This window comes from Streptomyces solicavernae (assembly GCF_029968095.1).
Lineage (GTDB): Bacteria > Actinomycetota > Actinomycetes > Streptomycetales > Streptomycetaceae > Streptomyces > Streptomyces solicavernae.
Map to the genome: position 1 here is coordinate 22386 of NZ_JASCIR010000001.1, position 13819 is coordinate 36204.

14 protein-coding genes are annotated in these 13819 nt (G+C 71.6%); 7 read left to right on the plus strand and 7 right to left on the minus strand.

Annotation, left to right across the window (positions count from 1 at the left end; genetic code table 11):
* Nucleotides 1–192: 192 nt before the first annotated feature.
* Nucleotides 193–1071, plus strand: coding sequence for an SURF1 family protein (locus tag QIS99_RS00085; RefSeq protein WP_282509079.1), 879 nt, complete (start codon nt 193–195; stop codon nt 1069–1071).
* A 177-nt stretch (nt 1072–1248) separates the two neighbouring features.
* Here the strand turns inward: QIS99_RS00085 and QIS99_RS00090 are convergent, their stop codons facing one another.
* Nucleotides 1249–2493, minus strand: a complete 1245-nt coding sequence (locus tag QIS99_RS00090) for a hypothetical protein (RefSeq protein ID WP_282509080.1) — start codon at nt 2491–2493, stop codon at nt 1249–1251.
* A 15-nt stretch (nt 2494–2508) separates the two neighbouring features.
* Between QIS99_RS00090 and QIS99_RS00095 the strand changes: the two genes are divergently transcribed.
* Nucleotides 2509–2769 carry a hypothetical protein gene (locus QIS99_RS00095; RefSeq protein ID WP_282509081.1) on the plus strand — a complete coding sequence of 87 codons (261 nt, stop codon included), beginning with the start codon at nt 2509–2511 and terminating at the stop codon, nt 2767–2769.
* Here the strand turns inward: QIS99_RS00095 and QIS99_RS00100 are convergent.
* From QIS99_RS00100 to QIS99_RS00125, 6 genes are all read right to left on the minus strand, one after another.
* On the minus strand, nt 2715–3290 hold the full coding sequence (locus QIS99_RS00100; RefSeq protein ID WP_408909463.1) for a SigE family RNA polymerase sigma factor: 576 nt from the start codon (nt 3288–3290) through the stop codon (nt 2715–2717). The genes QIS99_RS00095 and QIS99_RS00100 overlap by 55 nt on opposite strands.
* A 502-nt stretch (nt 3291–3792) precedes the next feature.
* Nucleotides 3793–4872, minus strand: coding sequence for an aspartate-semialdehyde dehydrogenase (locus QIS99_RS00105; protein WP_282509082.1), 1080 nt, complete (start codon nt 4870–4872; stop codon nt 3793–3795).
* On the minus strand, nt 4872–6164 hold the full coding sequence (locus tag QIS99_RS00110; RefSeq protein WP_282509084.1) for an aspartate kinase: 1293 nt from the start codon (nt 6162–6164) through the stop codon (nt 4872–4874). Before QIS99_RS00110 ends, QIS99_RS00105 begins: the two co-directional genes overlap by 1 nt.
* Before the next feature lie 283 nt (nt 6165–6447).
* Nucleotides 6448–7152 (minus strand): DUF5063 domain-containing protein, encoded by a 705-nt coding sequence (locus tag QIS99_RS00115; protein ID WP_282509086.1) that lies wholly within the window; start codon nt 7150–7152, stop codon nt 6448–6450.
* Nucleotides 7145–7744: a recombination mediator RecR gene (recR, locus tag QIS99_RS00120; protein WP_282509087.1), complete on the minus strand. Its 600-nt coding sequence runs from the start codon at nt 7742–7744 to the stop codon at nt 7145–7147. Before recR ends, QIS99_RS00115 begins: the two co-directional genes overlap by 8 nt.
* A gap of 154 nt (nt 7745–7898) precedes the next feature.
* The gene (locus QIS99_RS00125; protein WP_282509851.1) at nt 7899–8243 is read right to left on the minus strand and encodes a YbaB/EbfC family nucleoid-associated protein; all 345 of its coding nucleotides are present in this window, start codon (nt 8241–8243) and stop codon (nt 7899–7901) included.
* Nucleotides 8244–8546: 303 nt separating this feature from the next.
* On the opposite strand from QIS99_RS00125, the gene QIS99_RS00130 reads away from it, so the two are divergent.
* The 5 genes from QIS99_RS00130 to QIS99_RS00150 all read left to right on the plus strand — a co-directional run bounded on the left by QIS99_RS00130 (nt 8547) and on the right by QIS99_RS00150 (nt 13771).
* Entirely contained in the window at nt 8547–9335 is a 789-nt protein-coding gene (locus QIS99_RS00130) for an SLATT domain-containing protein (RefSeq protein ID WP_282509088.1), read from the plus strand.
* A gap of 206 nt (nt 9336–9541) precedes the next feature.
* On the plus strand, nt 9542–9862 hold the full coding sequence (locus tag QIS99_RS00135) for an ArsR/SmtB family transcription factor (RefSeq protein ID WP_282509090.1): 321 nt from the start codon (nt 9542–9544) through the stop codon (nt 9860–9862).
* Between the two features lie 38 nt (nt 9863–9900).
* Nucleotides 9901–10566, plus strand: a complete 666-nt coding sequence (locus QIS99_RS00140; protein WP_282509092.1) for a GntR family transcriptional regulator — start codon at nt 9901–9903, stop codon at nt 10564–10566.
* Entirely contained in the window at nt 10563–13043 is a 2481-nt protein-coding gene (locus QIS99_RS00145; RefSeq protein ID WP_408909453.1) for a glycosyltransferase, read from the plus strand. Before QIS99_RS00140 ends, QIS99_RS00145 begins: the two co-directional genes overlap by 4 nt.
* A 77-nt stretch (nt 13044–13120) precedes the next feature.
* Complete coding sequence (locus QIS99_RS00150) at nt 13121–13771, plus strand: hypothetical protein (RefSeq protein ID WP_282509094.1); 651 nt, start codon at nt 13121–13123, stop codon at nt 13769–13771.
* Nucleotides 13772–13819 lie beyond the last annotated feature (48 nt).

Consider the following 13819-nt stretch of genomic DNA (forward strand, 5'->3'; position numbering starts at 1 on the left):
TCCGGGGCCAGGCCAGCCCCGGGCCGAGGCTGCGGCGGGGGCAGGGGCCAGGGCCGAGTCCGCTGACAGGCCGAGTCGGAGTGTGTAGGCGGGAGGGTGTAGGTGGGAGGGAGGATGTGGGGTGTTCGGTCGGGGGCGGTTACGCGGCACCCTGAGGCCGGGGGCGAAGGGGCGCACCGTACGGTGGTAGGCGTGTATCGGTTTCTGCTGACTCCGCGATGGTGGGGGATCAACCTCTTCCTGGTGCTGGCCATCCCCTTCTGCGTGTTCATGGGGTCCTGGCAGCTCGGGCGGTTCGAGGACCGGGTGGAGAGCCATCAGGCGGCCGAGAAGCGCCAAGACCAGGTGGGCAAGGGTCCGGCGCGACCGCTGGCCGAGCTGTTGCCCGTCGACAAGGTGACCTCCGGCAAGCGGGCCACGGCCACCGGCCACTGGGACCGTCAACTGATCGTTCCGGAGCGGCAGTTGGACGGCAGGCAGGGGTACTACGTTCTGGGGCTGCTGCGTACGGACGGGGGCAAGGCACTGCCCGTGGTGCGCGGGTGGATGCCCGGTTCGGCGAGCAAGGCCAAGGCGCCCGAGCTGCCGTCCGGCGAGGTCACGGTGACCGGGGCGCTCCAGGCCTCGGAGAACTCCGGCACCGACGGGGTGCACAAGGAGGGCGGCCTGCCCAAGGGCCAGTTGGGCATGATCAGCGCCGCGTCGCTGGTGAACCTGGTGCCGTACGAGGTGTACGACGCCTGGGTCACCGTCGACGGAGACGTGGACGGGATGACCGCTGTACCGCCGAGCGCGCCGGAGGGCAGCGGGCTCGATCTGAAGGCGTTCCAGAACCTCGGCTATACCGGGGAATGGTTCATCTTCGCGGGGTTCGTGCTGTTCATGTGGTTCCGGTTGCTCCGGCGCGAGCTGGAGTTCGCGAAGGACGCCGAGCTGGGGCTCGTGCCGAGGGCCGACAGCGAGACCGAGACAAAAACCGAAACCAGGACCGAAGCCGAAACCGAAGCCGAAACCGAAACCGAGAACGAAACCGAGAACGAAACCGAGACCGTGGCCAAGGCCAAGGCCTAGCAACCGGATAGCCCCAGGCAGCCCCAGGCAGCCCCAGGCAGCCCCAGGCAGCCCCAGGCAGCCCCGGGCAGTCCCCGACAGCTCCAGGCTGTCCCCGGAGGTCCCGGGCACAGCCCCAGGCAGCCCCCGGCACCCGTGTGCCGCCCGTCGTCGTTCAGGGGCGGTGGCGCAACGGCCTTACGGAGCCGTCAGGACGCCCGTGCGGTAGATCGTGCCGGCGCAGCCCGCGAGGGTGGTGGCCGCGCTGGGGCCGCCCGGTTCCGCGGTGTGGGTGACCGAGACGGTTCCGTCGGACGGGCCTTCCTCGGCGCCGAGTTGGGTCGACGTGCCGCCCTGCTCCGTGCCCCCGCTGGCGCCGTCGCCCGTGGGCGTCGGGTCCGGGGAGGCGCCGGGGCCGGGACAGTTCTCGGACGGCACCCAGGCGAAGCGGACCTCGTAGGCCGTGCCCGGCTTGAGGACGACCGAGGTCGGGTTGGTGGCCGGGTCCGGGAGGCGGGTGGCGGCGTCGCCGGCGGCGTGGTCCACCACGTTGATCTTCGCCGGGTCGGCCGCGCCCTGGGCGGCGAAGACGACGCTGCCCGCGCCACCGACCGTGCACTCGGAGTCGGAGGTGTTGGCGACGCGGAAGGCGCCGTAGACCGTGCCCTCGGCGTCCGGCGGCTCGACGGTCGCGGTGGCGCTGCCCAGCTGGACGGCGTCGCAGGTGACGGCGGTGATGGCCTCGGTGGCCGTCGGGTCGGCGCCCGCCGTGGCGCCCTCGCCGGGCTCGGCGTCGCCCTGGCCGTTGCCCTTCTCGCCCGCGTCGTCCTTGTCGTTGCCGCCCGTGTCGCCCCCGCCAGAGGGCCTGTCGCGGCCCTGCTCACCGCCGCCGGTGACCCGGGCGGAGTCGTTGCCGCCGGGTACCTCGGAGCTGTGGCCGACGGCGGAAGGGTGGTCGTCGTCGGCGCTCGGCGAACCGGTGACGTGGACGAGGGCGGGGACCGCGGTGCCGAAGAACAGCGCGGCGGCGGCCACGCCCACGACGGCCTGACGCTTGCGGGCCCGGCGGGCGGGCACGGCCCGGCGCAGGTGGTCCAGGGCGTGGTCGGAGGGTTCGAGTTCCTGGACGGCGCCCTGCAGGAGGTCGCGGACCAGCAGCTCGTCGGCGTCCAGCCCGGCCGCGCCGTCAAAGCCGTCGGGGCGGTCAGGACTCCCGGGCCTCTCGTGGCTCCCCGGCCTCTCGTGGCTCCCCGGCCGGTCGGGGCTCCCGGGCCGGTCGGGGCTCCCGGGCCGGTCGGGGCTCCCAGAACCCCCTGCGGCCTCGGAATTCCCCCGGGCTACCGGACCCCCGGAGGCTACGGGCCCCCCGGAGGCTTCGGGCCCCCCAGGGCGTCCGGGACCCCCATGGCCCTCGTCGTCGTGCGTGCTGGGGCCGCTGTTCACCGGTTCGTTCCCGCCGTGCTGTTTGTGCTGAGCTTCGCTGCCGCCGTACTGGCCCTCGTACCGGACGTCGTACTGGCCCTCGCGCTGGCCCTCGTACCGGACGTCGTACTGGCCCTCGTACCGACCCTGACCCTGACCCTGACCCTGGCCCTGATCCTGACCCTGCCCCTGGCCCTGCCTCTGCCCCTGATCCCCGACCTCACCCTGCCGGTCGAACTCGCTCATGCCGGCGCCTCCATGGCGACGCGCAGGGCGGCTATGCCGCGCGAGCCGTAGGCCTTGACCGAGCCGAGCGAGATGCCGAGGGTCTCGGCGACCTGGGCCTCCGTCATGTCCGCGAAGTACCGAAGGACCAGCACCTCGCGCTGGCGGCGCTGGAGGCCGCGCATCGCCTTGATCAGGGCGTCGCGCTCCAGCTGGTCGTACGCGCCCTCCTCCGCGCTCGCCATGTCCGGCATCGGCTTCGACAGCAGCTTGAGGCCGAGGATGCGGCGGCGCAGGGCGGAGCGGGAGAGGTTGACGACGGTCTGGCGGAGATACGCCAGCGTCTTCTCCGGGTCGCGGACCCGCTTGCGCGCCGAGTGCACGCGGATGAAGGCCTCCTGGACGACGTCCTCGCAGGACGCGGTGTCGTCGAGGAGCAGCGCCGCGAGGCCGAGCAGCGAGCGGTAGTGGGCGCGGTAGGTCTCGGTGAGGTGGTCGACGGTGGTGCCGGAGGCCATGGCTTCGTCAGCGCCCTCGCGCTGGCCGGGCATACGCGTGGGCCGTGGCGCGGGCATGGGGGCGATCACCGGCATGCCGCCGCGCTGCGGCCGCACGGCTGCGCTGCGGGCGCCGCGGGCCATGGGGAATTCGAGTACCTCTGCCACGCTTGTTGGACACGCTTCCCCCCGTCAGGGTTGTACGCACCGCGCCGGGTATTCGCCGCGGGCGCCAGCGGCGCCGCGTACCGCGCGTGTGGCGATGCACCCCATGCCGTCATGCGTACCAGCTCTTCCCCTATGCCCCGATACCCCGATACCCCGATACCCCAATGCCCCGATGTGCCCCGTTTCAGTGCGGCGCCTTTGGAAGGCCGACCGCAAAGACGCCCCCCGACCGTGCGCGGTTGCAGAAAACCCGCGGAACACGCGGACGACAAGGAGGAAATCTTCGTACGGGACCCTGGCCCGGCTCAAGTGGCCTGGACCATCAAGTCGGACACATAACTTACACAGATCGCACAAGGACTCCGGCCGGGATGCGAACCGAACAACCGAACAAACCGAACAAACCGAACACCCCAGCAAACAGGGCGAATTACGACAACTCCGCCGCAATCAGCTCCGCGATCTGTGCAGTGTTCAACGCGCCACCCTTGCGCAGATTGTCCCCGCAGACGAAGAGTTCGAGCGCGGTCGGGTCGTCGAGGGCGCGGCGTACGCGGCCGACCCAGGTGGGGTCCGTGCCCACCACGTCCGCGGGGGTGGGGAATTCGCCGGCCGCGGGGTTGTCGAAGAGGACGACGCCGGGCGCCGTGGAGAGGATCTCGTGGGCGTGGTCCACGGTCACCTCGTTCTCGAAGCGGGCGTGGACGGTCAGCGAATGGGTCGTGACGACCGGTACGCGGACACAGGTGACGCTCACCCGCAGATCGGGCACGCCCAGGATCTTCCGGGACTCGTTACGGACCTTCAGCTCCTCGGACGACCAGCCGTCGTCCTGCAGCGAACCGGCCCAGGGGATGACGTTGAGCGCGATCGGCTCACGGAAGGGACCGGTGTCGTCGCCGACGGCACGGCGGACGTCGCCCGGCTTGGTGCCGAGGTCGGTACCGGCGACCAGGTTCAACTGCCCGCGCAACGACTCCACTCCGGCCAGCCCGGCCCCGCTCACCGCCTGGTACGAGGAGACCACCAGCTCGCGCAGACCGAACTCGGCGTGCAGCGCGCCCATCGCGACGATCATGGAGAGCGTCGTGCAGTTCGGGTTGGCGACGATCCCGCGCGGGCGGACCCGGGCGGCGTGCGGATTGACCTCGGGGACGACCAGAGGGACGTCCGGGTCCATCCGGAAAGCCGCCGAATTGTCCACGACCACCGCGCCCTTGGCGGCGGCGATCGGCGCCCACTGCGCGGAGACGTCGTCGGGTACGTCGAACATCGCGATGTCGACGCCCTCGAAGGCCTCTTCGGTGAGCGCGACGACCTCGACCTCCTCGCCGCGCACGGCCAGCTTGCGACCGGCCGAGCGTGGGGAGGCGATCAGGCGGATCTCGCCCCAGATGTCGGCGTGCTGGGACAGGATCGAGAGCATGACCGTGCCGACGGCCCCGGTCGCCCCGACGACCGCGAGTGTGGGTCGGGTGGGGGCGTCCGGGGCCGTCGGCGCAGGGGTCATCAGCGGCCGGTGCCTCCGTAGACCACGGCCTCTTCGGAGTCGCTGTCGAGGCCGAAGGAGGTGTGCACGGCCTGCACCGCCTCCTTGACATCGTCCGCGCGGGTAACGACCGAGATGCGGATCTCGGAGGTCGAGATGAGCTCGATGTTCACGCCCGCGTCGGAGAGCGCCTCGAAGAACTGGGCGGTGACGCCCGGGTTGGTCTTCATGCCGGCGCCGACCAGGGAGATCTTGGCGATCTGGTCGTCGTAGCGCAGGGAGTCGTACCCCACGGCCGGCTTGATCTTCTCCAGGGCGGCGGTGGCCTTCTTGCCCTCGGCCTTCGGCAGCGTGAAGGAGATGTCCGTCAGGCCGGTGGAGGCCGCCGAGACGTTCTGCACGACCATGTCGATGTTGATCTCCGCGTCCGCGACGGCACGGAAGATCGATGCGGCCTCGCCCGGCTTGTCCGGGACGCCGACGACGGTGACCTTGGCCTCGGAGACGTCGTGGGCGACTCCGGAAATGAGGGCGTGCTCCACCTGCTCGGCTCCCTGTGCAGATTGTGCAGATTGCGGTCGTTCGTTGCTGACCCAGGTGCCCGGAAGCCCCGAGAAGGACGACCGTACGTGGATCGGGATGTTGTAGCGACGGGCGTACTCCACACAGCGGTGGAGCAGCACCTTCGAGCCGGAGGCGGCCAGCTCCAGCATGTCCTCGAAGGAGATCCAGTCGATCTTGCGGGCCTTCTTCACGACCCGCGGGTCGGCGGTGAAGACGCCGTCCACGTCGGTGTAGATCTCGCACACGTCGGCGTCGAGGGCGGCCGCGAGGGCCACCGCCGTGGTGTCACTGCCACCGCGGCCGAGCGTGGTGATGTCCTTGCTGTCCTGGCTGACGCCCTGGAAGCCGGCGACGATGGCGATGTTGCCCTCGTCGACGGAGGTGCGGATCCGGCCCGGCGTGACATCGATGATGCGCGCTTTGTTGTGAACCGAGTCGGTGATGACACCTGCCTGGCTGCCGGTGAACGACTGGGCCTCGTGGCCCAGGTTTTTGATCGCCATGGCCAGCAGGGCCATGGAGATCCGCTCTCCTGCGGTCAACAGCATGTCGAGCTCACGTCCGGCAGGGATCGGGGATACCTGCTCGGCGAGATCGATCAGCTCGTCCGTCGTGTCGCCCATCGCGGAGACCACGGCTACCACCTGGTTGCCGTTCTTCTTGGCCTCGACGATTCGCTTGGCGACCCGCTTGATGCCTTCGGCATCGGCTACGGAGGAGCCTCCGTACTTCTGCACGACAAGGCTCACGTGCGCTCCTCGCTCAATTCATGGTGCGGTCGGCTCAGTTTAACGAGCGGCCGGTTGTCGCCCCTCATATATCGCATCGTGAGATGTCCCGCTCACGAAGTGATCATCGGGGCCCCTGTCACGCCCGGCCGCTCCAGAACGGCACATGCCCGCTGAGCTCCGAGACAGTCCGGAAAGTGGGGCGGGTCACAGCGGGGCGGGTGTCCTGGGGACGCGTTCCGGCCATCCGCCCGCCCACCGGGCACCGTCCGCCTGTCACCGTCCATCGGTCACCGGTCACCGGTCACCTCCCCTGACGCAACCCCAGCGGACCCGCGATCTCCTCGGCCATGATCTTGCCTGTCTCCTCGGCCAGCTCGTCCTCCTCGCCCAGCTCCTGGTCGGTGTCCAGGCCGTCCAGCTCCTGCAGCGGCTGGTCCAGACGGACGTGGGCGACCAGGGACTGCAGGGCGCGCAGGGAGGCGGAGGCCGTGGAGCCCCAGTTGGAGAAGTACGAGAACTGCCACCACCACAGCGCCTCGACCGTACGGCCCGCGCGGTAGTGGGCGAGGCCGTGGCGCAGGTCGGTGACGACGTCCGCGAGGTCGTCCGAGATACGGCAGGCCACCGGGGCCTTGCGGGGTTCGTACGGGTCGAAGACCTCGGAGTAGACGTCGACCGGGTCGAGGAGGGAGGCGAGGCGCTCGCGGAGCTCGTCCGCCTCTTCGACGCCCTGCTCGGGGCCCAGGTCGGGTTCGTACCGCTCGTCCGGGACGATGTCCTCGTGGGCGCCCAACCGGCCGCCGGCGAGCAGGAGTTGGGAGACCTCCAGGAGGAGGTACGGGACGGCGGAGTCCGGCTCGTCGCCCTTGGCGACCTCGGTCACCGTGAGGATGAAGCTCTCGACCTGGTCGGCGATCTGCACCGCGAAGTCGGACGGATCGGGCGGCGTCGGCGCGGCGGACGTGCTCTCCGGGGCACCGTTCTTGACCTGCGTGGCGTCAGACATCGAGCAGTCGTCTCCCTTCGAAGGCGCGGCCCAGGGTGACCTCGTCCGCGTACTCAAGGTCTCCCCCGACGGGAAGGCCGCTGGCCAGCCGGGTGACCTTCAGCCCCATCGGCTTGATCATCCGGGCGAGGTACGTGGCCGTGGCCTCGCCCTCCAGGTTGGGGTCCGTGGCGAGGATCAGCTCGTTGACCGTGCCGTCCGCGAGCCGGGCGAGGAGTTCCCTGATCCGCAGGTCGTCCGGGCCGACGCCCTCGATGGGGCTGATCGCGCCGCCCAGGACGTGGTAGCGGCCGCGGAACTCGCGGGTGCGCTCGATCGCCACGACGTCCTTGGGCTCCTCGACGACGCAGATGACCGCCGGGTCGCGCCGCTGGTCGCGGCAGACGGCGCACTGCTCCTCCTGCGCCACGTTCCCGCAGACGCTGCAGAAGCGGACCTTCTCCTTCACTTCCAGGAGGGCGTGCGCGAGGCGGCGCACATCGGTCGGCTCGGCCTGCAGGATGTGGAAGGCGATCCGCTGCGCGCTCTTGGGACCGACGCCGGGCAGCCTGCCCAACTCGTCGATGAGGTCCTGGACCACGCCTTCGTACAACGGACTGCCTTCCTGGTGCTTTCTGTCTTCTGTTCTGGCTTCTGTTCTGGCTTCTGTTCTGGCTTGGTACGTACGGTAGTTGGTGGACCGGGACCTCAGATAGAGGAGATCCCGGCGTCACCCTTCCGTGACGGACCGGGGGCCGGGGCCGCCGCTAGAACGGCAGGCCGGGGATGCCGCCGCCACCGCCGAGGCCCTGGGCGAGCGGGCCGAGCTTCTGCTGCTGCAGCGCCTGCGCGTTCTCGTTGGCCGCCTGCACCGCGGCGAGGATCAGGTCGGACAGCGTCTCGGTGTCCTGAGGGTCCACCGCCTTCGGGTCGATGACCAGGCCGCGCAGCTCGCCGGAACCGTTGACGGTGGCCTTCACCAGGCCGCCGCCCGCCTGCCCGTCGACCTCGGTCTGCGCCAGCTCCTCCTGCGCCTTGGCGAGGTCCTGCTGCATCTTCTGGGCCTGCTGCAGCAGCTGCTGCATATTGGGCTGGCCACCACCGGGAATCACGATCAGCTCCTGGCTTTCGACTGGTCCGGACGGCACGTCCGTACGGGCGTACGCGGCGGGGTTTTCCGCCTGGCACGAGCCTACGTGTTCAAGGGACGGATCGCCCCAGCACTCTTTCGAGTGAGGCGCGGGGCCGCGGACCAGGGCCCTATACCTGATCAAGGCCCACGTCCAGGCGTAAATCCCTCGAAAAAGGGCTCACGGCCACCCATTGGGAGGTAGTAAAGGTGCTTGCACGTCAGCCACACCCGTCCCGGCAGGGGCGGTTCGTACCGCAGTCCGCAGGAGTCGAGGGAGTGCCGGGTGAGCCAGCCGGAGATGCAGCCCGAGGTGCCACCGGGCGGCGGTGCGCACGGGCGGCGCGACAGTGCGGACCCCCGCGCCGACGCTCGTACGGAGCGGGCGGCCGGGGCGCGCGGCGGCGGGCGGGATCTCACGGGACGGCCGTTCCCGTCCGGCGACTGGGGTGAGCCCGCGGAGCGCCTGGACGAGCTGTACCGCTGGGTGGAGGCGGGCGCGCTGCACACCGCCGCCTGGTACCTGGCCGACCGCACCTGGAAGCGGCGGGGCGCGCGGCTGCTGAGGCTCGGGACGGCGCTCGGTGCCCTTGCCGGGGCGGCGCTGCCGCTGCTCGACGTGACGGGCGCGGTCGGCGGGGCGGCGCCCTGGGGGTATCTGGCGCTGCTGCTCGCGGTGGCGTGCGTGGCCTGCGACCGGTACTTCGGGCTGACCTCCGGCTGGATAAGGGACATGGCCACGGCGCAGGCGGTGCAGCGGCGGCTGCAGGTGCTGCAGTTCGACTGGGCCTCGGAGAGCGTGCGCGAGGTGCTTGGTCCCGCGGAGGGAACGGCGAGCGAGGCGGCGGAGCGGTGTCTCGGGGTGCTGCGGAGGTTCTCCGAGGACATCACGGAGCTGGTGCGGTCGGAGACCGCGGACTGGATGGTGGAGTTCCGCTCCGGGCCCGCGCCGCTGGGGCTGCAGGCGGCGGTGCCGGGCGGTACGCGGCCCGAGCCGTCGCCTCCGGGGCGGTTTCCGCTGCCGCCGGGGGCGGCCCGGCCGAACATGCCGCGCCAGCGGCCGCCGGAGTTCTGACCGCGTTTCGCGCTCGTCCCCGGACGCCGGACGGACCGAAGAACGCGCTCGCCGAAGAGCACGCTCGTCCCCGGACCCCGGACGGACCGAAGAACGCGCTCGCCGAAGAGCACGCTCGTCCCCCGAACGCCGGACGGACCGAAGAACGCACTCGTCCCCGAACGCCGGACAGGCCGAACAGCGCAGGCGAAAGCTAAGCTTCTTGCGTGGACGCGCAACAACTGACCGCCCGGCGGGACGATGCCGTGGCCGTGCTCAAGGCCGTGGCCGATCCGACGCGGTTCACCGTGCTGTGGGAGCTGAGCCGGGGCGAGCGGGCCGTGGGGGAGCTGGCCGAGCTGACCGGGGCGCAGGTCGCCGCCGTCTCCCAGCACCTGGCCCGGCTGCGTACCGCCGGACTCGTCACGACCCGTCGCGACGGCACCCGCGTCTACTACCGCGCCGCCGGAGACCACGTGAGGGCGCTCCTCGACGACGCGTTCCTGGTCGCCGGGGCCGTGGCGGACGGGGCGCGGCGACTAAGGTGACCAGCTCCGACGGGCCTTCGAGAGGGACAGCCACGACCATGCGCAGCACCGCGGTCACCCGCAGCACCCTGCGCCAGCAGATCGCCGACGCCCTGCGCGACGAGGTCCTGGCCGGACGGCTCGCGCCCGGCCAGGAGTTCAGCGTCAAGGAGATCGCCGACCAGTACGGGGTCTCCGCCACCCCCGTCCGCGAGGCCCTGGTCGACCTGTCCGCGCAGGGGCTGCTCGACTCCGTGCAGCACCGCGGCTTCAAGGTGCACGAGTTCAGCGTCGCCGACTACCGCGGCATGGTCGAGGCCCGCAGCATCGTCGCCGAGGCGATCTTCCGGGGCATCGCCGAGCGCGGCACCGAGGGGATCCGCGTCGACCTCGTCTCCGTGCGCCGCCGGGCCGAGGAGGCGCAACGGGCCGCCGGCGCCGGCGACCTGAACGTGCTGATCGGCTACGACCTGCGGTTCTGGCGCGAGCTCAGCGGGCTCTTCGGCAACCCGTACCTCAGCGACTTCCTGCACCGCCTCCGCGTGCAGTCCTGGGTGTTCGTCGTCCCGCTGCTGCGCCGGGCGCCCGACCTGCGCGGCACGCTGTGGCGGGGCCACGTCGAGCTGGTCGAGGCGGTGGCGCGACGCGACGCGGCCGGGGCGTACGCCCTGGTGGCCGCGTACAACGCGCACTCCCTCGCGCTGGTCGAGAACCTCGCACGGTGACCGTGTCCCGCCCGACGCCACCGGCGACCGAGCTGTCCGTCGTCGTGCCCGCCTACAACGAGGAGCGGCGGCTCGGGCCGACCCTCGACGCGGTGCGGCGGCATCTGGCCGAGGGGCCGTGGGAGAGCTGGGAGATCGTCGTCGTCGACGACGGGTCGACGGACCGCACCCGCGCCGTCGCCGAGGACGCGGCCGCCGTCGAGGCCCGCATCCAGGTCGTCGCGTACGACCGCAACCGCGGCAAGGGATACGCGCTGCGCCAGGGCGTCGCGCACACGCGCGGGCGGCGGGTCCTGGTCACGGACGCCGATCTGGCCACGCCCGTCGAGGAGCTGGAGCATCTGGAGAAGGAGCTCGGCGAGGGCTGCGCGGCCGCCGTCGGCTCCCGTGCCCGGCCCGGCTCGACCATCGAGACGCATCAGAGCCGCACCCGCGAACTCCTCGGCCGCGGCGGCAACTTCCTGATACGCGCGGTCGCGGTGCCCGGTATCCGCGACACCCAGTGCGGCTTCAAGCTGTTCGACGGTGAATCCGCCCGCGCCGCGTTCGCCGCCGCCCGCACCGACGGCTGGGCCATCGACGTCGAGGTGCTGCGGTACCTGCGCGGGCGCGGTCTGCGGATCGCGGAGGTGCCGGTGCGCTGGGCCCACCAGGAGGGCTCGAAGGTCCGCCCCCTCGACTACCTGCGGGTCCTCGGCGAGCTTGCGGTGATGAAGGCGCGCACCATCAGGCCCGCGCAGCTCGCCGTCCTCCGCGTGTTCGGCGTGTTCGGCGTGTTCCTGCTTGCGTCGCTCCTGCTGCACCAGGGGCGCTGGCCCGACCCGTCGAGCCGCTACCTGCCGGACTCGCTGCAGGACCAGAACCAGTGGGAGTGGTTCTTCGCCGTCACCGCCGAGAACGTCCTCCACCTGCGGAACCCGCTCTTCACCGACCTCCAGGGCTTTCCCGACGGCGTGAACCTGATGGCCAACACCGCGATGCTCGGCCTGTCCGTGCCGCTCGCGCCGGTCACCGCCGCCTTCGGGCCCGCCGTCTCGCTCGCCCTCGTGATGACGCTCGGCCTCGCCGCGACCGGGCTCGCCTGGTACTGGCTGATCCGCAAGCGGCTGGGCGTCGGGCGGTGCGCGGCGGTCGTCGGCGGGCTGCTCGCCGCGTTCGCGCCGCCGATGGTGAGCCACGCCAACGCGCACCCCAACTTCGTCGTCCTGTTCATGATCCCGCTGATCGTCGACCGCGCCCTCAGGCTGTGCGCGCCGGATGCGCGGGCGGTACGGGACGGGGTCGTGCTCGGCCTTCTCTGCGCGTACCAGATCTTCCTCGGCGAGGAGTCGCTGCTGCTCGCGGTCCTCGGGATGCTGCTGTTCGCCGTGGCCTACGCGGTCGTACGGCGGGATGTGGCGCGGGCGGCGTGGCGGCCGCTCGGCAAGGGGCTCGCGGTCGGCGCGGGGGTGGCGCTCGTACTGGTCGCGTACCCGCTGTACTGGCAGTTCTTCGGGCCGCAGAGCTACCGCTCGGTGCTGCACGGCGAGGGCACGGGCAACAGTCCGCTCGCGCTGCTGTCCTTCGCCGAGCGCTCGCTCGCCGGGAGCCGCGAGGCCGCCGAGCCGCTCGCCCTCAACATCACCGAGCAGAACGCCTTCTACGGCTGGCCGCTGGTCGCCCTGGCTGCGGCGATCACGGCGGGGCTGTGGGAGCGGGCGGCCGTGCGGGCCCTCGCGTTCACCGCGCTCGCGGCGGCGTTCCTGTCGCTCGGGCCGGAGTTCCGCATTCCGCTGACGGATGTCGTCCTGCCGGGTCCGTGGCGGCCGCTCGCGCACGCGCCGCTCTTCGAGTCCGTCATCGAGTCAAGGGTCGCGATGGTGTGCGCGCCCGCGCTCGGGATGCTCGTCGCGCTCGCCGTGGACCGGTTGCGCGGGGCGCGGCCCTCGCGGCGTGCGCTCGGGCTCGCGGCCGTGGCCGCCGCGCTGGTGCCGATCGTGCCGATGCCGCTGACCACGGTCGAGCGGATCGCCGTCCCGCCGTTCATCACCGACGGCACCTGGCGGCGTTACGTCGACACCGCGCGCGGCGAGACGCTGGTGCCGGTGCCGCTGCCCGACCCCGGCAACGCGGAGGGCCTGCACTGGCAGACCGCGGCCGGCCTCGGCTTCAAGCTGCCCGGCGGGTACTTCAACGGGCCCTGGGGCGAGGAGCGCATCGGCATCTACGGCGCCGCGCCCCGCCACACCTCGAACCTGCTGCGCGACGTCCGCTACTCGGGCCGCGCCCCACGGCTGAGCGAGGCATGGCGACGGCAGGCGGCTGAGGACCTCGCGTACTGGAACGCGGGCGCCCTGGTCCTCGCCCCGCAGCCAGGGGCGGAGGCGCTGCGGTCGACGGTGCGCCAACTTCTCGGGCAGGAGGGACAGTTGGTCGGCGGGGTGTGGGTGTGGGACCTGGATGGGCAGAACGCAGAGAACCCCGCCGTACGGGAGTGAGCGCCGTACGGGGGGTGAGCGCCGTGCAGGGCGCGCACTACCCTGCCGGCACGTACGCCGACCCGAGGAGTTCTCTCTTGGCCTGTGACCTGTGGCTCGTCCCCCTCGTCGATGTGCTGTGCCACAGCCCCGACAACCCGTTCGCGGAAGAACTCGCCCGCTACGACCGCGCCCTCGGCGACGCCGGGCTGCCGCCGGTGCCGGTCTTCGCGTACATGCCGGGGCTCTCCGGGGACGTGGCGCCGGTGGCCGGGTTCGACTACGACGCGCTGCACTTCCTGCGCCGCGCGTATCTGCTGAAGCTGTGCGGGCTTGAGGTCACGCCGGTCGACGAGCTGGGCGGGGACTACGAACAGCTCCTGGAGATGTTCGAGGCCACGGCCAAGGAGTCGCACCTGGTGTGGCACTACGACCACGCCGGGGCGTATGTGCCGGTGGACTTCGCGGCGCCGCTGGCCGATGAGGAGCTGCTTGCGGGGGGTGGGCCGCTGGGGTCGGTGCAGGCGTTGCTGCGTGAGCTGGAGTTCGTGGCTCCGTCGATCGGCATCGACCCGGCGAACCCGCCCCCGGCTCCGGCGCCGCCCCCGGCCCCCACAGCGCTGGCGGAGCCTGCGGCTCCGGTTGCTTACGGGGCTGATCCGTTCGCCCGGGAGCGGCATGTGTGGCTGGGGTTGCACGCGGCGGCGACGCGGAGTCTGGGGCAGGGGTCGATGATCGTGTTCAGCTGACGGCTGGGGCAGGTGCGGCACCCCCTGGGCCCCGGGGGGCTCCGCAGC

Bases quoted from the DNA above. Each gene is read 5' to 3' on its own strand.
- QIS99_RS00140 (WP_282509092.1), top strand. From the start codon at position 9,901: ATGCGCAGCACCGCGGTCACCCGCAGCACCCTGCGCCAGCAGATCGCC.
- QIS99_RS00105 (WP_282509082.1), bottom strand. From the start codon at position 4,872: ATGACCCCTGCGCCGACGGCCCCGGACGCCCCCACCCGACCCACACTC.
- QIS99_RS00115 (WP_282509086.1), bottom strand. From the start codon at position 7,152: ATGTCTGACGCCACGCAGGTCAAGAACGGTGCCCCGGAGAGCACGTCC.
- QIS99_RS00100 (WP_408909463.1), bottom strand. From the start codon at position 3,290: ATGCCGGTGATCGCCCCCATGCCCGCGCCACGGCCCACGCGTATGCCC.